Source organism: Rhodanobacter ginsengisoli (assembly GCF_042657065.1).
GTDB classification, from domain to species: domain Bacteria; phylum Pseudomonadota; class Gammaproteobacteria; order Xanthomonadales; family Rhodanobacteraceae; genus Rhodanobacter; species Rhodanobacter ginsengisoli.
In genome coordinates this window covers 113,972-131,714 of sequence record NZ_JBHSNF010000003.1, presented here as the reverse complement: position 1 = coordinate 131,714, position 17,743 = coordinate 113,972, and the positions used below count along the sequence as shown (strand labels likewise).

The following is a 17,743-nucleotide window of genomic DNA, read 5'->3' as shown; positions in this document are numbered from 1 at the left end:
GCTTTAACGATATGCATGCTCCACTGGGATTCATTCACCCCGCGGGGTTTCATCCATGGGCAAGCATTCGCACCCCCTGAAGACCTTGCGCGCGATCGCGCTCGAACACGGCACCGCCGGGCAGCCCGACCTCGCCTCGATGGCGCTTGAACTGGGTCGCGTGGTGCACCGGGACGCCTCCGCACTGGCGACCGGACTGGCACGGCTCAGCGGCCCCCAACAGGGTCTGCGGCGCTGGTTGCTGGCCGAGCGCAGCAAGCCGGCGATCAATGTGCTGGTGATGGCATGGCCGGCGAGCCACCGCACCCCGGTGCATGACCACGCCGGGCTGTGGGGTCTGGAAATGACCCTGGTCGGCGCGCTGGAAGTGGAATCCTTTGCCCGGGACCCGATATCCGGCGACCTGCGCATGCACGGCCGCGACTGGCTGGGCCCGGGCGATGGCACCTGGTTCGAGGGCGAGCAGAATCACGTGCACCGCTGCCGCAACCTGTCGAAGCAGGCGACTGCCCTGACCCTGCACGTCTACGGCGGCGAGCTGGCGGAGTACTTCGCCTACGAGCAGGTCGCACCGGCCGGACCGTGGATGGCGAGGCCGCGACGCAGCGCCGTTGCCGGCCGCCTGACGTACTGACAGCCACCCCACCATCCGCACAGGGCCTTCCATGTTTCGACGGGTCGCCATCATCGGCGGCGGTGCCGCCGCCGCCACCCTGCTCGGCGAGCTGCTCGAGCGCCAGCCGCCGCAATCGCTGCACCTGGACTGGTATACCGGCGGTGGGACGCCGCCCCGCGGGGTGGCCTACAGCACCCCCTCGGCGCGCCATCTGCTGAACGTGCGGGCGGCCTCGATGAGCCTGTTCGGTGGCAGGCCACGCGGCTTCCTGGAGTTCGTGCAGCGCGACGATCCCGCGATCGCCGGCACCGATTTCCTGCCGCGCAGCCGTTACGGCGATTATCTCGAGGCGGAAGTCACGCGCACGCTGCAACTGGGCAAGGTGCATGGCCATGACGTGCACGTCATCCCGTTCGCCGTCGATGCCGTGGTCCCCGAGCACGGCGGCGTCACCGTGATTCACGGCGAGGAAAGCCACCAGGCGGATGCGGCAGTGCTGGCGCTGGGCGCACTGCCGCCGCGCCCGCTGGCGGGCGTCAGCGAGGCCGCGCTGGCCAGCACCCGCTATGCGGTGGATCCCTGGCGCCTGCTGGAACGCGCCGGGCAGATCCAGCCTGCGCCGCGCAAGGTGGTGCTGATCGGACTGGGCCTGACCGCGGTCGACGTACTGCTGGACCTTTCCGCGCAATGGCCGCAGGCCGAGTTCATCGCCGTCTCGCGCCACGGCCTGCTGCCCGAGGCGCATCTGCGCGCCGCCGGCGCACCCGACGACGACAGCGCCGAGCTGATCGAATCCATGCGTGACGCACCGGACGTGCGCCACTGGCTGCAGTTGCTGCGCGAGGCGATCGCGCAAGGCGGCGACTGGCGCACCATCATCGACAGCCTGCGACCACATTCGCCCGGCCTGTGGCGGGAGCTGTCGCTGGAACAACGCGGGCGCTTCCTGCGCCATGCGAACTGGGCGTGGCAACGCGCACGCCATCGCATGCCACCGCAAGTCGGCGAGGCCATCGCCACCCTGGAGCGGGACGGCCGGCTGCAGCGGCGACGCGGACGCGTGCAAGCCGTGGATGTCGCCGGCGACGCGCTGCAGCTGAGTCTCAGCCATGCGGGCACCCGCGAGGTGCTGAATGCGGATCTGGTGATCCAGACGGTGGGGCTGGATACCGACGTGCAACGCACCAGCCATCGACTGGTGCGCCAACTGCTCACCAACGCGCACATCGCGCCGGACCCGCTCGGCCTGGGCGTGCTGGCCAGCCCGGACGGTCGCCTGCAACATGACGGCGGGCACTGGCCGCACCTGTTCGCGATCGGCAGCCTGTTGCGCGGCACCCTGTGGGAGTCCACCGCGATACCCGAGATTCGCCGCCACGCTCGCCAGCTGGCTGATCGGATGCTGAGCGATTGAGCTTCCGGCCGCGATGAACACCAGCGTGCTCACCGCCGGCATCGCCCTGCTGCATCTGCTCGGCATGTTCGCCGCCATGCATGCGGTCACCCATACACGCACGCCACAGGGGGCGATCGGCTGGGCGCTCGGCTTGCTGCTGCTGCCCTACGTGACCTTGCTGCCGTACCTGTACCTGGGCTCCAGCCGTTTTCTCGGCTATCACCCCGGGCACGCGGTGGCTCCACCCCGGGCCCAGCCGGAGGTATCACCGGGCGCGGCGCCGATCGCCCCGGCCTGCGCCCGCTTCAGTGCGATCGGCGCACTGCAGGGCCGGCCGTTTCGCAGCGGTCACCGACTGCGCCTGCTGATCGATGGCGAGGCGGCGTTCCGGGTCATGCTGGCGGCGATGGCGGCGGCCGAGCATTGCCTGCTGGTGCAGTTCTTCATCATCCACGACGACGTGCTGGGGCGCCGCCTGCAACAGGTGCTGCTGCAGCGCGCGGCCGCCGGGGTACGCGTCTGCGTGCTGTTCGACGGTGTCGGCAGCCATGCGCTGCCGCAGCACTACATCGACACGCTGCGCGCCGGCGGCGTGGCCATCCACCGGTTCGCCACCCATCGCTGGCGCAATCGCTTCCAGCTGAATTTCCGCAATCATCGCAAGATCGTGGTGGTCGACGGCAAGCGCGCCTTCATCGGCGGACTCAACGTGGGCGACGAATACCTGGGCCTGAAACCGCCGCTGGCACCGTGGCGCGATACCCAACTGGAATTGCGCGGCCCGGCAGTGGCCGATCTGCAGCAGTTGTTTGCCGACGACTGGCGCTGGATCACCGGCGAGTTGCCACCCTTGCTGCCCTCGCCAGCCGACGGCGATGCCAGTGCCCTGGTGGTCGCCAGCGGACCGGCCGACCCGCTGGAGACCGGCTCGCTGTTCTTCACCGCCGCGATCCACGCGGCACGCGAGCGCGTATGGCTGAGCACGCCGTATTTCGTCCCCGACAACGCGGTGCGCTCGGCCCTGCAACTGGCCGTGCTGCGCGGGGTCGACGTGCGCGTGCTGATTCCCGCGCGCCCGGATCACCGTACCGTGTTTCTCGCCTCCACCCTGCATGCCCATCATGCCGTGCGCGCCGGCATCCGCGTGTTCCGCTACCAGCCCGGCTTCCTGCACCAGAAGGCCCTGCTGATCGACCGCGACAGCGCGGCGATCGGCAGCATGAACCTGGACAGCCGCTCGTTCCGGCTGAATTTCGAGGTCACCGCCCTGGTCGTCGACACGGCCTTTGCCGGCGCGGTGGAGACCATGCTGGGCGAGGATTTTTCCCGGTCGCTGGCCGTCACCGAAGCGGAATACCGCGACGCACCCTACCTGCGGCGGGTGGCGATGCACGTGGCGCGGCTGTTCGATCCCCTGCTATAGGAGGCCGGCGTGTTGCACTGCAGCTTGCCGGCCGCGCGCGGGCATCATGAACTGCAAGACCCGCCCCGATCGTGCCGACATGCGCCAGCTCGTATTCCTGCTCGCCCTGATGACCATCAGCCTCGCCGGCCATGCCGGCGAGTCCAACCACTTCGTGCGACGCTCGCTGGAACTGCACGGAGTGACCTATCGCTACCAGGTCTTCGTGCCGGACGGCTGGACGGCCAGACGCCGTTGGCCGGTGGTGCTGTTCCTGCACGGCAGCGGCGAGCGCGGCAGCGACAACCAGGCCCAGCTCAGCCAGGGCCTGCCGCCGTGGCTCGAGCAACACGGCAAGGACTTCCCGGCCGTGGTGGTGATACCACAGGCCCCGGACGGCACCGCGTGGAACGGCGAGATCGAGCAGATGGCGCTGCTGGTGCTGGATCGCAGCATCGATGCCTGGCACGGCGACCGCCGGCGGCTGTACCTCACCGGCCTGTCGATGGGCGGCTACGGCGCCTGGCAGATCGCGCTGGACCACCCCGGCAGGTTTGCCGCGGCCGCGATCATCTGCGGCGGTATCCGTCATCCCAACGACGACGACTCGCTGTTCGTGGAAGGGATCCCCGCCGATGCCGGCGATCCTTATGCCTGGGTCGCCGCGCACATCGGCCGCCTGCCGGTGTGGATATTCAACGGCGCCATCGACGACGTGGTGCCGCCGCAGGAATCGCACCGCATGCATGCTGCCCTGCAGGCCCGCGGCGACGACGTCCGCTACACCGAATTTCCGGGCGTCGGTCACGGCGCCTGGCCGATGGCCTACGCGACCACGGAGCTGTGGCCATGGATGTTCGCGCACCGACTCGGCAAGCCACAGGGCGCGCATTGACGCCACCCCGTCCGCCGGTGGCACGTCATCGGCCGGGTTTGCGCGACTGCAGCTACCGGTGCCCTTCGCCGGGGTTCCGGCGGCCGCGACTCAGCATCCAGCCGACATAGATTCCCAGCGCCACCCCCAGCAACTCGCACAGCACGCGCACGCCCAGGTTTTCCGGATCGTGCACCAGCGCCAGCTCGGCCCGCAGCAGGGGCAGCGACTGCAGATGCGCGTAGTTGAAATAGAACATGTCCCACAGGTCGCCGCCAGCGGTCAGCACGGTCGCCAGCAGGAACGACCAGCCGATCTGCGGGCCGTAGCTCCAGCCGTTGCGTCGCCCCAGCCAGTGGAACAGCAGGAACAGCAGCAACGCCACCACGACGGAGACCAGGCCGGCCTCGACCCCGCCGACGATGCCCTTGCCCATCCACGACTGGTCGTATTGCATCGCCCGCCCCTGCTTCGGTGATCACCGCTGCCAGCATTATGTGCCATCGGTACCCCGGCGGGTCGCGCTAGACTTCAGCCGATCATCCCCGCGATCCATCCTCTGCCATGAGCCAGCCTTTCTCCCCCGATGCCGCGCTGATCCTGGTCGACGTGCAACCGGACTTCATGCCCGGCGGCGCACTGGCCTGTCACCAGGGGGACGCGATCGTGACGGGCATCGACCAGCTGTTGCGCCAGCGCCGTTTTCGACACGTCGTCGCGACCCGGGACTGGCATCCGCGCGGACACATCTCGTTCGCCAGCTCGCATCCGGGCCGGGCCCCGTTCGAACAGATCGCGTTGTACGGCCAGCCGCAGACGCTTTGGCCGGATCATTGTGTGCAGGGCACGCCCGGGGCCGAGCTGCATCCGGCCATCGACTGGTCGGCGCTGGATGCGGTGATCCGCAAGGGCAGCGATCCGGCGATCGACTCCTACAGCGGTTTTCGCGAAAACCACGGTCCGGACGGCGCGCGGCCCCGGACCGGACTGGGCGGCTGGCTGCGCGAGCGCGGCGTGACCGAGGTGTTCGTCTGCGGCCTCGCCCGCGACGTCTGCGTGCTGTGGACGGCGCAGGACGCGCGCGAGCTCGGCTTGCGCGCCAGTGTGCTGTGGGACCTGTGCCGCCCGGTGACACCGGACACGGACGTGGCTACCCGTGCCCGCTTGCTGGCGCAGGGCATCGCGATCGTCGAGGCGGGCGAATAGCGGCCACGCCGAGGCGGAACACTGGCGTTGTCCCGCTCAGCCAGCGCGGACGGCGGCGATCGACCACGCTTGCGGCAGGCAGATCGTGAACAGTCCCGTGCCGCGCGTGCGCCGGTCCAGCCGAAGCAGCTCCTTGTCCTTGCTGAGCAGCCAGCCGGCGCCTGCCGCCAGTGCCAGCTCCATGAATTTCTGATCGTCGGCATCGGCGCAGCGCGGCAACTGCACGTCCTCGCGCACGGCCAGCGCCGTCGCCGGCAGATGCACGATCAGCGCATCGAAGGCCGCCGCGAACGCCGGTCGCGTGCGATCGTCGATCGGCAGCTGCGGGTAGTGCAGCACCCGCAGCCATTCGTCGCGACAGTCGTCACGGGTCACCGCCTGCACCGCGCCGCTCGCCAGCGCCGTCAGCAGGTGCGAACACAGCGGGTCGCGGAACACGAACAGATCCAGGCACACATTGGTATCCAGCACGATGCGCGGCGGCGGCCCGGCGCTCATCGCGGCCACCCGCGCAGAACGGCCGTGCTCAGGCATCGTTCTCGGAGCTTGCGCTCACCTGCGGCTCACCGTCCGCATCGATGCGGATGCCCAGCTGGATCGGCCGGCAGCAGACCTGGCAGTCCTCGATGTAGTACTGGTCGCCGGCCGAGGCATCGACCAGGATCTCGAGCGGTTCACCGCAGTAAGGGCATGAGATGTCGACGGGCGTGAGCATGGTGGCGTACCGGGCAGGAGCGGCCCAGCTTGCCACAGATCGGCGGCGCTGATACCCGCATCGCGCGGGCTACAATCCATGCAGACCGTGCGGGCCCGCCATGCACGGCATCCCTTTTCCCGGTCAAGCTCCCGCGATGAATCCCAGGCAGATACTGCAGCTCCTGAATCGCCCCCGCACGATCAGCCTCGGCGGACGACCCTTCGTCAGCCTGGGCCTGTCACGCCGCGTCTGGGACGACATCTACCATCGCGCACTGACCATCCGCTGGCCGGTATTCTTCGGCCTGGCCGCGGCGGTCTTCCTGTTGCTCAATGCGCTCTTTGCCGCGCTCTACCTGCTCGGCACGCAGTCGATCGCCAACCAGGCTCCGCAGGGTTTCCTCGGCGCGTTCTTCTTCAGCGTGGAGACGCTGTCGACGGTCGGCTACGGCGACATGCATCCGCACACCATGTATGCGCATGTCGTGGCCACGGTGGAGATCTTCACCGGCATGGCCTGCATCGCCGTGGTCACCGGGCTGATCTTCGCGCGCTTCTCGCGACCGCGCGCCAAGATCATCTTCGCCGACCACCCGATCGTGCGTCCCATCAACGGCCAGCAGACCCTGATGGTGCGTGTGGCCAATACCCGCCACAACGTGATAGCCGAGGCCTCGGCGCAGCTGCATCTGCTGCGCCTGGAAGTGTCGTCGGAGGGCTTCCGGCTGATCAAGATCCACGACCTGAAGCTGGTCCGCGATCGTCATCCGATCTTCATGCTCACGTGGAACCTGATGCATGTCATCGATGAAGACAGCCCGCTCCACGGCGAGACGCCGGAAACAATGGAAGCGACCCAGACGGCTTTCCTGCTGAGTCTCGAGGGCATCGACGAGACGACCTCGCAGTCCATGCTGGCGCGCCAGCGCTGGAGCCATGGCGACCTGCGCTGGAACCACCGCTACGTCGACCTCGTCCACGACGATGGCAACGGCGTCAACATCATCGACTACAGCGTGTTCCACGACGTGGTGCCGCTGGACGCATGACGCGGCGATCCGGAGTTCGCGAAGCGATACACTGGGCGTCCACTGTTGCGGATATATCCCATGGCCGAGCGCGAGTTCGACAATTACCTGGCCCGCTCCGGCGCCACCCTGGAAGGCTCGCGCTACACCGCGTACCTGGCGATCACTCCGCGCGGCCACGGTTTTCCGATGTACTTCGCGATCTGCGAGAACCGCAGCTTCCGCGCCCGGGACATCGCCGAGGCCGCCGCCGCCAAGGCGCTGGCCGAGATGTCCGGACTGGAGGATGACGGCACCCCGATCTTTCCCGAGGGCTACACCGGCTTCGACGACGAGCCCGCCGGCGAAGCCTGAGTGCCGCCCGCCGGCGACGGATCTCACAGCGTCAGCAGGACCTTGCCGATGGCCGCGCGACTCTCCAGCCAGGCATGTGCCTGCGCGCCCTCGCTGAGCGGGTAGCGCGCGGCGATGGTCGGCCGAACGGTGCCGGCGCGAATCTGGGCGAACAGGGCAGCGGCCCGTTCCCGGCGGATCGCGGCATTGGTCAATACATTCCACAGGTCGCCACCGGTGAGGGTGAGCGAGCGATCCATCAGCCGCCGCGGATCGACCGGCTCGGGATCGCCCGCCGCCATGCCGTAGAACACCACGGTGCCGCCGATGCGGGCCACCCCGAGGCTGTCGTCGAGCGTGCGCCCGACCGAGTCGTACACCACGTCGGCGCCACGCCCACCGCTGAGCGTGCGCGCCTCGGCGACCCAGTCGTCGTAGCCGGCAACGGCGTCCGCGCCGACCGCCCGCACCGCCGCGCGTTTGGCCTCGCTGGAGGCGATGCCCAATACGCGCGCACCCCGCGCCTTCAGCATCTGCACCAGCAAGAGGCCGACGCCGCCGGCCGCCGCATGCACCACGGCCACCTCGCCACGCTGCACCGGATAACTGTCGGTCACCAGGTACTGCGCGGTCAGGCCCTGCAGCAGGGTGGCAGCCGCGGTGTCGAACGTGATGTCGTCCGGCAGCGGGATCAGCTTGTCCAGATCCACCGCGACCAGCTCCGCGTTCGCGTACGGCATGTCGGCAAAGCCGACACGCATGCCGACCGGGAAGGAGGTGTCGCCCGCCGCGGCCTGCTCGATCACCCCGGCGCCCTCGTAGCCGAGCAGCCACGGCGCGGTGCCGCTGAGGTGATAGTTGCCGTTGCGCCGATAGACGTCGGCGAAATTCAGCCCGACGCTGCGCATCCGCACCAGCGCCTGGCCGGGCTCCGGCACCGGGTCGGGCCGTTCGGCCCAGTGCAATACCTCGGGAGCACCGAAGCGATGGAAGATCAGGGCATGCATGACGGGTGACTCCGGGCTCGATGGCAACACACCACCATGGGCCCGGCGCACGCGCGATTCAAGCCGATGCGCGCTCATGCAGCTGGGCCAGCGCACCGGGAATGTCCCTGGGCGCGTCTATCTTGACCACGTGCGGATCGTCCCCGACCAGGCCATGCTCCATCTCGTGCGCCCAGGTCACGTGGTAGGGCAGGTGGATGGCCCAGCCGCCGAGCCGCACCACCGGTTCGATGTCCGAGCGCAGTGAGTTGCCGACCATCACGAACTGGGCCGGCTGCAGGTCGAATTCGTCCAGCACGCGCCGATAGGTGACCGCGTCCTTCTCCGACACGATCTCGATCCGCCGGAACAGGCTGGCCAGTCCCGACCGGGCGACCTTCTGCTCCTGATGGAACAGATCACCCTTGGTGATCAGCACGATCTGGTGATGTTCGGCCACCGCCTCGACCGCTGCGCGGATGCCGGGCAGCAACTCCACCGGATGCTGCAGCAGGCTCTTGCCCAGTTCCACCAGTCGGTGGATATCCGTGGCGCGGATGCGCCCGTCGGTGACCTCGATGGCGGTCTCCACCATCGACAGCGTCATCCCCTTGGCGCCGTAACCGAACAGTTTCAGGTTGCGCCGTTCGGTCGCCAGCATGCTGTCATGCACGTCGCCGAGGTCGACGTAACTGCCGACGATCGCGGCAAACTCGGTACTGGCGTGCTGGTAATAGCCCTCGCTGTGCCACAGCGTGTCGTCGCCGTCGAATCCGATCAGTTGCAGCATGGGACCTCGTCTCTCGTCCGCTCGAAATGTTTTTTGCCGGCGCCTGTCCATTGTCGTTCGCTCAGCTGACCTGGCTGCCCAGGCGCAGGTTGATGTGCAGCGCGGAGGCCAGTTCGCGCAGCGGCTCGACGTCGCGGGTCAGCGTCATCCAGCCAGCCACGCCATCGCCATCGGTCTCCCACGCCCACAGCGTGTAGCCGAATTCGGCCAGCCGGTCGTAGGCAATCGAGAACAGTTCCGCCGCGTCCATGTCATCGAAGAATTCGTCGTCGTCCGGATCGCCGTTCCAGTCGACCGACAGGCTGAAGCGCGAGGCCAGCTCGTCGATCGCCTGGATCAGCGAACGCAGGTCATGCTCGTCGACGATGAAGCCGGAGCGCCAGTCGATCACCCGGCCGATCAGCTCGATCGGCACCAGCTCATCGGGTTCGAGTTCGGCACTGGCCTCGCGGTAATCGGCGAACTGCTGCAGCGCGGTCTCCTCGTCGCCCGGATTGATCAGCAGCAGCAGCTGCCAGACCTTCGCCTCGACCGAGTCCTCCTCGACGTCGTCGAATTCGCGCTCGGCGTCGAACTCCTCGTCGTAGTCGCTCATGCGCCCACCCGTTGCCGCACGACGCTCAGCTCGCGCAGCGGCCGGATCTCGATCGCGCCGGTGCGCGACCACGGAAACGCCGAGGCGATCCGCACTGCCTCGTCCATGTTCTCGGCCTCGATCAGGTTGAACCCGCCCAGGTATTCCTTGGTCTCGGCAAACGGGCCGTCGACCACGCTGACCTGGCCATTGCGCATGCGCAGCGTGCGGGCGGTGGATGGTGCTTCCAGTTGCTGCGAATCATGCAGCTGCCCTTGCGCGCGCAAGGCATCGGCATGCATGAAGCAGCCGTGCATCAAGGTGTCGAACTCACCCGCCGGCAGCGCGTCCAGCAAGGCGTCGTCGCAGTAGATCATCACAAGATATTTCATGGGGTCCTCGACAGGGGAAGCGGCTCAAGGAACCGCGGGAGGAGAATCAGAGAGGATAATGCCGCAAACTCCCCCGCCATGACCGTCATGCACGATTTTTCCCACACGCTTTCCTGCCAGTCCATCGCCATCGTGCGCTCCCCGTACACGCAACGGATTGATGCACCGCACCAGTCCACGATCGTGGCGGGCACCGAAACGCAGGCGGCGGTCGAGGCCAGCATCGAGTTCGTGGCGGGCTTTCCTCCCGCCGCGTTTCGCGACCTCGCCGGCTTCCAGCGGATCTGGCTGGTGTTCGTGTTCCATCGCAGCGAGGGCTGGAAGGCCGAGGTCCGGCCACCGCGGGGCGGCGGCAAGCGCAGCGTGCTGGCCACCCGCTCGCCGCACCGGCCGAACGCGATCGGCCTGTCGGCAGTCGAGCTGGTCGAGGTCGGTGAACAGGTCCTGCGCGTGCGCGGGATCGATCTGCTGGACGGTACGCCGATCCTCGACATCAAGCCGTACGTGCCGTATGCCGACGCGTTTCCCGGTTCGCGGGCGGGCTGGATCGACCAGATCGACGCCGCACAGGGGCGGCATTCCGCGCCGGGCCCACGCAAGCCACGCTCCTCGCCGATCGGCTGATCCGCGCGTCCACGCCCGCGAAAAAACTAACGCGCCCGTCGTGGACGCCCCGCCCGCGCCTGGTACAGCAGCCGATCGGCCTCGGCCAGACCGGTTTCCAGCGACACGCCCTCATCGAGCGTCGTCGAGCCCAGCGTGAAGGCGATCGGGGCCGCCGCCCGATCCGCATCGATGCGTCCCACGATGGTCTCGGTGAGACCGTCCCCGGCCTCGCGCAACAGCACCAGGAACTCGTCGCCGCCGAGCCGGACCACGGCGTCCTGCGCACGCACGTGATGGGTAAGGAAGGCCGCCATGCCGATCAGCACCTCGTCGCCACGTTGATGACCCCAGGTGTCGTTGATCTGCTTGAAGTGATCGAGGTCGATCACGATGCAGCCCAGCCGCTCCTTCTGGTGAGTCGCGATCAGCTCGGCCAGATAGCGCCGGTTGAAGCAGCCGGTTAGCGTGTCGCGAATCGACCACTCGCGCAACTTGATCTGCTGCTGCTGGAGCTCGGTGACATCCTGTGCGTGCCCCAGCACGTAAGGATCCTCGCCCTCGTCATCGAGCACGTTGTGGTATTGCCAGATATGCAGGCTGCCGTCCTTGGCGATCAGCTCCAGCGTGCCGGCATCGCTGTCGTTGGTAATGACCCGCAACAGGTAGTCGCGGAAGGCCGGATGCAGCTGGGGCCGCATGAAGTCCGTCAACGGGCGACCGATCATCTCGCCGATCGAATAGCCCAGGGATTTCGCAGCCGCCGGATTGACCGACAGCAACAGGCCCTCGTGATCGTGCGTGCAGATCAGGCCCAGGCTGTACTGGAACAGTTTGCGGAAGCGCCGGTCGCTGGCCTCCAGCGCCGCGACCGCCCGCTTGCGCAGGGTAACGTCCTGGAACGCCCCGGCCAGGCAACGCGGTTGACCGTCCTCGGCATACTCGACCGTGCCGATCGCGCGCACCCAGATATTTCGCCCGGTCGCGGTGATCAGCGGCAGTTGCAGATCCCAGCCTTCGCCGTCGGCGATCGCCTTCTCCACCGCCGCCTGAATGAGCGGCCGGGCCTCCGGTGCATAGAAATCGAGCGCCTCGTCCAGACTGGGCCGATAACCCGCCGGAAGATCATGAATGCGGCAAGTCTCGTCGGACCAGGTGATCTGTTGGGTGGCCAGATCCAGCTCCCAGCCGCCGACCCCGGCGAGCCGGCCAGTGCGCTTGAGAAACGCCCTCCTGCTGAGCAGCTCCTGCTCAAGCAGCCGTCGCGAGTCCACCTCCTGCCGCAGCGCCTCGGCCTCGTGCTCCAATGCTGCACTCTTCTCCTGCGCGTACCGGCGCAGCTCCAGCGCCTCTGCGGCCGCGCTGGCCAGCACCTTCAGGGTCTGGCGCTGACGCTCATCGAGCGCACCCGGTTCGCGGTCGATCACGCACAGCGAACCCATGCGCAGCCCGTCGCTCAGCGTGATCGGAGCGCCCGCATAGAAACGGATATCCGGCTTGCCGGTGACCAGCGGATTGTCGGCAAAGCGTGGATCGCACCGCGCGTCTGCCACCTCCATCAATTCGGCGCCAAGGATGGTGTGCGCGCAGAACGCGCTGTCGCGCGGGGTCTCGCTGACCCCGGCAAGGCCGACATTGGACTTGAACCACTGGCGATCCGCATCGATCAGGCTGATCAGCGCAATCGGCCGACCCGTCAGCGCAGCCGCCGCGCGGGTCAACGCATCGAACAGCGGCTCGGCATCCGTATCCAGCACGGCCAGCGCCCGCAACCTGGCCAGACGCTGGGCTTCGTCAGCAGGCGTGGCGGCAGCGGGCATGGCAGGAAATACCCCCGGCAGGTGTCATCGACTTCATCGCCGATACCCTAGCAGTCCGCGCACACGGTGGACACGGGCAGGGTCGAATGCGACCGGGAAACCGGGGCACCGGTCACGAACGGGCAAAGCGGATGGCGACGCGATGCCTACGCTAACGCCGTCGCTGGCCTTACAGCCTTCCGAGCAGCCACAACACCAGCACGATCACCACGATCACCCCGAGGATGCCGCTGGGCCCGTAACCCCATGAACGGGAGTGCGGCCAGGTCGGCAGGCCGCCGACAAGCGCCAGTATCAGGACAATAATCAGGATGGTCATCAACATGCACAGGTCCTCGGGGTGGTTATGGCGCCACGGTGGTCAAGCCATGCCGCGATGGTGCCTGTCCTGCATGTCTGGACCGTGTGACGGAAACCGCATCGCCCGTTTCACCGGCCCGGGGACGGCCGCGACCGGGCGATGGCCAGCCCGGTCCGCTGCACAACCTCCACGCAAGCCTCAGCTGCAGCTTCCGCAGCAGTCGCTGCCGCCGCTGACATGGATCTGGCGCGGCTCGGACACGCGTTGCGCCTCATGACCGGCTCCACGCAGGGCCGCGATGACCTGCTCGGAGGTCAGTTGCGCGGTGACATCGATCTGCCCCGCGGCCAGATCGCTGTTGACCCTGGCCTGCCCGTCCAGCGCACGCAGGGCCGCGGCGATGGCGGTGGCGCCCTCGGCAAGGTTCTTCACTTGAAACAGCATCGCGCATTCTCCAGGCAGGATCGGCGCCGGGGCGACATGCCCCGGCGGACCGCGATCATGCCGGCCTCGCCCCGCCTGCGCCCTGATCTCGATCAGCCCTCGCCCCTCGGCGCGCCGCGGACGCGGCGCGACCGGGGATTCATCAGATGATTCCGCCGTTGGCGCGCAGCACCTGGCCGTTGATCCAGCCACCGTCCGCGCCGGCAAGGAATGCCACCACGTCGGCAATGTCGCCGGGCTGGCCCAGGCGTTTGGGACCTGGCCGGCGCATCGGCGCCAGGTAACTTTCCCCACGCCGCGGCGAAGGAAGGGAATGACGACACCGATCCGTGCATCCTCCTTGCCGGCGTGTCGACGGAGTGCGCCATGACCGGAATGCCGACCCACCTGCCCGCCCGACTGCTGCTCGGCGCCCTGTCGCTGCTGGCCGGCGTCGGGATCGCCCACGCCCAGGCACGAACCACCACGCCGACACGCCTGGTCGTGGTCGAGCTGTTCCAGAGCCAGGGCTGCTCCTCGTGCCCGCCGGCCGAGGCCAATCTCAACGCGATCGCGGGACGGCCCGACATCCTCGCGCTGTCCTGGGGCGTCACCTACTGGGACAGCCTGGGCTGGAAGGACACGTTCGCCAGCCCCGCGTTCACTGACCGGCAATGGGCCTACGCCAGGCACCGCGGACGCAGCGATGTGTGGACCCCGCAGGTCTATGTGGACGGCCATGCCGATCTGGTCGGCGTGGACCGGGGGCAACTCGATCAGGCGATCGCCCGCGCCGGCATGCAGGGACCCACGCTGTCCTGGCAGCACGGCCAGCTGATCGTGGGCGCGGGCAAGCCTGCCGGCACCTGCGACGTCTGGCTGGTGCGCTACGACCCGCGCACGATCCAGGTCGCCATCGGTGCCGGCGAGAATGGCGGGCGCACCCTTCCGCACCGCAACGTGGTGCGCGAACTGGTCCACCTGGGCCGCTGGGATGGCAGCCCGCGTGCGTTCACTGTTCCGCCCTCGACGCTGGACGGCCTGTCGACCGCGGCGCTGGTCCAGCTCGCGAACGGCGGCGAGATCCTCGGCGCGGGCAAGGCGCCTGCCGCCTTCTGACGAAGCATGCGCCACCGTCGTCCGCAGCACATCCGGAGCCGACGCCTACCCGTCGACTCAGCGTGACGCTCCCAGCAAGCCGACCCGGTAGCCGGCGTCGCGCAGTCGACGTGTGGCCTTGCCGTTCAGCACCAGCAGCACGATCAGGCTCACCAGCGGCACGCACATCAGCACCATCAGCAGCACCCGGACCGCCATCGGGTATCCCAGCCCCGTGCAAAGCCGATACGCGCCGACCAGGCCCATCAGCACCGCAGTCACGCCGACCAGCAGACCGACCGGGCCCAGCAACATACGCACGACCGCGGCGGCGAAGTACGCCAGGATCGCGTAGATGATCAACTTCTGCGCACTGGCCACCAGCTCGGTCTGCGGCTCGTCCGCTACCGGCATGGCCACGTCGGCCTTGGGTGCCTCGTATGGATTCGATGTATTCACGATGATTCCCCCTGTCTGATTGACGGACCCTGGAAATTCTGCATGGGCAGTGGTCCATCCACCCACGCGGTCTGTGGCAGCGAGCTGCCGTGCGGCAGATTTACGGCAGCGGCGACCGCCACGGCTTTCGCCATCGCCCGGCGTTCGCGCAGCCGCAGGCACGGGCGCTCGACGAGGTAGTGCAAGGCCGCGCCGAGCGACAACACCGCCGCCGCATACACGGCGAAGGCCAGCGCGCCATGCCCCTGCAACGACGTGCCAAGCGTGGTCTGCACCAGGTGCAGGGCGATCTTGTGACTGAGGTAGAGACTGTAGGAGATCGCCGCCATCCAGCCCGCACCCGGCAACCGCCGGCGGCCGAGGAAGCTGCTGCTATCGGCACCGGCAAACACCAGCAATCCGAAGCCGAACGACAGCAGCGGCCAGCCCAGCACGTTGGCCAGCAGGCCGGTGCGATCGCGGAACAGCCCGAACGCGAGCGCCGACACCACGAAACCGGCAAGCAGCAGCGTGTTCGAACGCCGTTGCGTCCGCGCCCAGGCCTGTGGCCGAAAGATCCGCCATGCCGCCAGCATGACGCCCATCAGCAGTCCGTCCAGGCGCATCCAGCTCGGGTAATAGATGTCCTCGATGAACCAGTTGCGCGGCGGATCGATCGCGGCATCGTGCAGCCATACCGCACCGCGCAGCACGATGCCGAACAGCAGCACGCCCGCGCAGACGCCGACGAACTTCAGCGTCGAGGGCCGCCGTGCCAGCCACCAGGCCAGCAGCGGAAAGACCAGGTAGAAATGCTCTTCGACGCACAGCGACCAGGCATGCGAGAAAGCCTGGTCGTGTCCGTAGTCGATCAGCAGGTTCAAGCTGAACGTGACGAACTGCCACCACGGCGCCAGCCCCGGTGCCTCCCGCAGCATCGGGAAACACACGTACAGCAACAGCACCACCGCGAACGCGGGCAGGATGCGCCAGGCGCGCCGCGCGTAGAAGGCGCCGAACGCCATCGCTTCACCGCGCTGCAACGGCCGCAGCACCTGACTGCCGATCAGGAAGCCGCTCAGCACGAAGAAGATATCCACGCCCGCCCAGCCGAAGCGCGAGAGCCAGCTGAAATCGGGCCCCAGTCCGCCGACGATGAACGAATGGAACAGCATCACCCAGACGATGGCGATGGCGCGCAACAGATCCAGGCCGGGAAGGCGATTCATGGCGTTCTTGTCATGCATCTGGCACGGCGTCATGTGCGATGCGATCCGCTGTGCGGCAGCGTTCGGTCACGATGCGACCTGCAGCGACCCGTCACTCTGCCCGACACGGCGGTCATCCGCCGGTCGCCGATGCCAGGACTCGGGCAACGAGGGCTGCTCACCGGACAGGTACTGCGTCCGAGCCCGGAAGTGCCCGCAACCATGACAGCAGCGAGCCGTCGAAGACGATTCCATGTCGTTCGACAGCCCGCACCCGGCTCGACGCATGCGCAGGAACGGCGGCATTTCCGATCGGCGGCTTTCGACGCAACGGGCAATGGATGTTTCGGCTTTGACATGCGGATTCCAACGACCGAAGGCGAAATCACGGGAGCTTTCCCGGTGCGACGGCTGCCGTCATCGGCAACCGGTTCTGAAAGTTGCCTACCGCTGCCGAAGGCGAATCGCCATGTCGTAGGCCGCATTGATTTCCTTTGAGCGTGCTTCGGCAAGCCGGCGGATATCCGCACCGAGCCTGGCCACCTTGTCGGGATGATACTGGCTGATCTGCACGCGGTACGCGTGGTCGATCTCCGCGAGACTGGCGGACTCGGCGACGCCCAGTGTCTGGTACCACATGAGGTTCGTCCCAGGTACGGAGGGTGCGACTGCATCGTTCCAGTTCCATTCGCGCCCGCGCGTCTGCGTCCTGCCTGCGCCCGGGCGGGCATCGGCCGATGAACCGGACGTCTTGCCCTCGTCACCCGTGCCGGGCGAAAGCATGTAACTGACCAGGCGATAACCCAGGAACAGCCCCGCCACGACGATCACGATCTGCGTAAGGGTCATGGTGTCCCGTCCTCGACATGCTTCAGATAGGCATGCAGCGCATCACTGGCGGCGCTGCCCTGCTCCAGGAAGCACAGGCTGGTCTGGATCCTCCGGCGGAGGATGCCGGTCAGCACGCTGTGCTCGGCCGTGGACAGCAGCGATGATGCGACGCTGCGCAGATCGGGGGTCACCTGGCGCAGGCTGATCTTCCGGACGATATTGATCGCGAACGGAGCGCAGAGCAGCGTATCGAACGCCAACGCGATCAGCGCATGCGTTGAAAGGTTCAACGCCTTCCGGTGGCGGTGAACATGTAGCAGCATCGCGGTGATCACCAGGTAGGTCAGCAGCAGCCAGCACAGCAACACGACATTTGTGCCGACCCACAACGCATACGGCAAGGCCACGAAGAACAGCCCCAGCAGCAGCCAGGTCCATGGCGCAATGATCGACAGTGCGAGCCGGGTACGTTTCCATGGCGGGCGTGGCCGATCCCGTGCTTCGCCGGCCGACCAACCCAGGCGGATGAGCAGGCGGTGCGGACAGCAGGGATTCGGCAGGAACAGGTACCTGCCGCCGATTTCCAGCGCGCCGCCAGCGGAAACGAGATAGCCGTGGCGCTTCGACTCCAGCACGATTTCGTTGTGAAACAGCAGCAGGGCGGAGTCGTACAGGTACAAGCCGACGACTCCACCCATGAGCAGCCACTGATCGTGCGGCGTCATTCG

The 17,743-nt window shown here is 67.6% G+C and carries 22 protein-coding genes and 2 pseudogenes; 9 read left to right on the top strand and 15 right to left on the bottom strand.

Features of this window, described 5'->3' with window-relative positions; all coding sequences use genetic code 11:
* Nucleotides 1–55 precede the first annotated feature (55 nt).
* Genes ACFPPA_RS14045 through ACFPPA_RS14030 form a run of 4 tightly spaced genes read left to right on the top strand, consistent with a single transcriptional unit; the run spans nucleotide 56 to nucleotide 4,309 of the window.
* Complete coding sequence (locus ACFPPA_RS14045) at nucleotides 56–634, top strand: cysteine dioxygenase (RefSeq protein WP_377320968.1); 579 nt, start codon at nucleotides 56–58, stop codon at nucleotides 632–634.
* A gap of 31 nt (nucleotides 635–665) precedes the next feature.
* On the top strand, nucleotides 666–2,030 hold the full coding sequence (locus ACFPPA_RS14040) for an FAD/NAD(P)-binding protein (RefSeq protein ID WP_377320966.1): 1,365 nt from the start codon (nucleotides 666–668) through the stop codon (nucleotides 2,028–2,030).
* A gap of 13 nt (nucleotides 2,031–2,043) precedes the next feature.
* Entirely contained in the window at nucleotides 2,044–3,435 is a 1,392-nt protein-coding gene (cls, locus tag ACFPPA_RS14035) for a cardiolipin synthase (protein ID WP_377320964.1), read from the top strand.
* A gap of 46 nt (nucleotides 3,436–3,481) precedes the next feature.
* Nucleotides 3,482–4,309 carry a carboxylesterase family protein gene (locus ACFPPA_RS14030; protein ID WP_377320962.1) on the top strand — a complete coding sequence of 276 codons (828 nt, stop codon included), beginning with the start codon at nucleotides 3,482–3,484 and terminating at the stop codon, nucleotides 4,307–4,309.
* A 52-nt stretch (nucleotides 4,310–4,361) separates the two neighbouring features.
* Here ACFPPA_RS14030 and ACFPPA_RS14025 read toward each other — a convergent pair whose 3' ends face one another.
* Nucleotides 4,362–4,745, bottom strand: coding sequence for a hypothetical protein (locus ACFPPA_RS14025; RefSeq protein WP_377320960.1), 384 nt, complete (start codon nucleotides 4,743–4,745; stop codon nucleotides 4,362–4,364).
* Between the two features lie 107 nt (nucleotides 4,746–4,852).
* Here ACFPPA_RS14025 and pncA point away from each other — a divergent pair, with 107 nt between their 5' ends.
* A complete protein-coding gene (pncA, locus tag ACFPPA_RS14020; RefSeq protein WP_377320958.1) occupies nucleotides 4,853–5,494 on the top strand; it encodes a bifunctional nicotinamidase/pyrazinamidase in 642 nt (213 codons plus the stop codon).
* 36 nt (nucleotides 5,495–5,530) lie between these two features.
* Here the strand turns inward: pncA and ACFPPA_RS14015 are convergent, their stop codons facing one another.
* Together ACFPPA_RS14015 and ACFPPA_RS14010 are read right to left on the bottom strand one after the other, a co-directional pair.
* On the bottom strand, nucleotides 5,531–5,992 hold the full coding sequence (locus ACFPPA_RS14015) for a putative toxin-antitoxin system toxin component, PIN family (RefSeq protein WP_377320956.1): 462 nt from the start codon (nucleotides 5,990–5,992) through the stop codon (nucleotides 5,531–5,533).
* A gap of 28 nt (nucleotides 5,993–6,020) precedes the next feature.
* Entirely contained in the window at nucleotides 6,021–6,209 is a 189-nt protein-coding gene (locus ACFPPA_RS14010; protein ID WP_377320955.1) for a CPXCG motif-containing cysteine-rich protein, read from the bottom strand.
* Nucleotides 6,210–6,345: 136 nt separating this feature from the next.
* Here ACFPPA_RS14010 and ACFPPA_RS14005 point away from each other — a divergent pair, with 136 nt between their 5' ends.
* On the top strand, nucleotides 6,346–7,239 hold the full coding sequence (locus ACFPPA_RS14005) for an ion channel (RefSeq protein WP_377320953.1): 894 nt from the start codon (nucleotides 6,346–6,348) through the stop codon (nucleotides 7,237–7,239).
* Between the two features lie 60 nt (nucleotides 7,240–7,299).
* Nucleotides 7,300–7,572, top strand: coding sequence for a hypothetical protein (locus tag ACFPPA_RS14000; protein WP_377320951.1), 273 nt, complete (start codon nucleotides 7,300–7,302; stop codon nucleotides 7,570–7,572).
* 23 nt (nucleotides 7,573–7,595) lie between these two features.
* Here the strand turns inward: ACFPPA_RS14000 and ACFPPA_RS13995 are convergent, their stop codons facing one another.
* From ACFPPA_RS13995 to ACFPPA_RS13980, 4 genes are all read right to left on the bottom strand, one after another.
* Nucleotides 7,596–8,558: a quinone oxidoreductase family protein gene (locus ACFPPA_RS13995; protein WP_377320949.1), complete on the bottom strand. Its 963-nt coding sequence runs from the start codon at nucleotides 8,556–8,558 to the stop codon at nucleotides 7,596–7,598.
* Nucleotides 8,559–8,616: 58 nt separating this feature from the next.
* Entirely contained in the window at nucleotides 8,617–9,327 is a 711-nt protein-coding gene (locus tag ACFPPA_RS13990; RefSeq protein WP_377320947.1) for an HAD family hydrolase, read from the bottom strand.
* Nucleotides 9,328–9,388: 61 nt separating this feature from the next.
* Complete coding sequence (locus tag ACFPPA_RS13985) at nucleotides 9,389–9,922, bottom strand: DUF6630 family protein (protein WP_377320945.1); 534 nt, start codon at nucleotides 9,920–9,922, stop codon at nucleotides 9,389–9,391.
* Complete coding sequence (locus ACFPPA_RS13980; protein WP_377320943.1) at nucleotides 9,919–10,293, bottom strand: YciI family protein; 375 nt, start codon at nucleotides 10,291–10,293, stop codon at nucleotides 9,919–9,921. The genes ACFPPA_RS13985 and ACFPPA_RS13980 overlap by 4 nt, the downstream gene beginning before the upstream one ends.
* A 78-nt stretch (nucleotides 10,294–10,371) precedes the next feature.
* On the opposite strand from ACFPPA_RS13980, the gene tsaA reads away from it, so the two are divergent.
* Nucleotides 10,372–10,917, top strand: a complete 546-nt coding sequence (tsaA, locus tag ACFPPA_RS13975; RefSeq protein WP_377320941.1) for a tRNA (N6-threonylcarbamoyladenosine(37)-N6)-methyltransferase TrmO — start codon at nucleotides 10,372–10,374, stop codon at nucleotides 10,915–10,917.
* 26 nt (nucleotides 10,918–10,943) lie between these two features.
* Here the strand turns inward: tsaA and ACFPPA_RS13970 are convergent, their stop codons facing one another.
* The 4 genes and pseudogenes from ACFPPA_RS13970 to ACFPPA_RS13955 form a co-directional block, all read right to left on the bottom strand.
* Nucleotides 10,944–12,716 (bottom strand): sensor domain-containing diguanylate cyclase, encoded by a 1,773-nt coding sequence (locus ACFPPA_RS13970; RefSeq protein ID WP_377320939.1) that lies wholly within the window; start codon nucleotides 12,714–12,716, stop codon nucleotides 10,944–10,946.
* Nucleotides 12,717–12,885: 169 nt separating this feature from the next.
* A complete protein-coding gene (locus tag ACFPPA_RS13965) occupies nucleotides 12,886–13,041 on the bottom strand; it encodes a DUF3309 family protein (RefSeq protein ID WP_465269304.1) in 156 nt (51 codons plus the stop codon).
* Nucleotides 13,042–13,215: 174 nt separating this feature from the next.
* On the bottom strand, nucleotides 13,216–13,461 hold the full coding sequence (locus tag ACFPPA_RS13960) for a hypothetical protein (RefSeq protein WP_377320937.1): 246 nt from the start codon (nucleotides 13,459–13,461) through the stop codon (nucleotides 13,216–13,218).
* A gap of 142 nt (nucleotides 13,462–13,603) precedes the next feature.
* Nucleotides 13,604–13,714: pseudogene (locus tag ACFPPA_RS13955) on the bottom strand (3-ketoacyl-ACP reductase); the annotation flags it as partial.
* Between the two features lie 113 nt (nucleotides 13,715–13,827).
* Between ACFPPA_RS13955 and ACFPPA_RS13950 the strand changes: the two are divergent.
* A complete protein-coding gene (locus ACFPPA_RS13950) occupies nucleotides 13,828–14,559 on the top strand; it encodes a DUF1223 domain-containing protein (RefSeq protein WP_377320935.1) in 732 nt (243 codons plus the stop codon).
* Nucleotides 14,560–14,616: 57 nt separating this feature from the next.
* On the opposite strand, the gene ACFPPA_RS13945 is transcribed toward ACFPPA_RS13950, so the two are convergent.
* The 4 genes and pseudogenes from ACFPPA_RS13945 to ACFPPA_RS13930 all read right to left on the bottom strand — a co-directional run bounded on the left by ACFPPA_RS13945 (nucleotide 14,617) and on the right by ACFPPA_RS13930 (nucleotide 17,740).
* Complete coding sequence (locus tag ACFPPA_RS13945; RefSeq protein ID WP_377320933.1) at nucleotides 14,617–14,997, bottom strand: hypothetical protein; 381 nt, start codon at nucleotides 14,995–14,997, stop codon at nucleotides 14,617–14,619.
* 146 nt (nucleotides 14,998–15,143) lie between these two features.
* Nucleotides 15,144–16,205, bottom strand: a pseudogene (locus ACFPPA_RS13940) (acyltransferase family protein); the annotation flags it as partial.
* Between the two features lie 423 nt (nucleotides 16,206–16,628).
* The gene (locus tag ACFPPA_RS13935; RefSeq protein WP_377320931.1) at nucleotides 16,629–17,033 is read right to left on the bottom strand and encodes a J domain-containing protein; all 405 of its coding nucleotides are present in this window, start codon (nucleotides 17,031–17,033) and stop codon (nucleotides 16,629–16,631) included.
* Nucleotides 17,030–17,740, bottom strand: a complete 711-nt coding sequence (locus ACFPPA_RS13930; protein WP_377320929.1) for a hypothetical protein — start codon at nucleotides 17,738–17,740, stop codon at nucleotides 17,030–17,032. Before ACFPPA_RS13930 ends, ACFPPA_RS13935 begins: the two co-directional genes overlap by 4 nt.
* Nucleotides 17,741–17,743 lie beyond the last annotated feature (3 nt).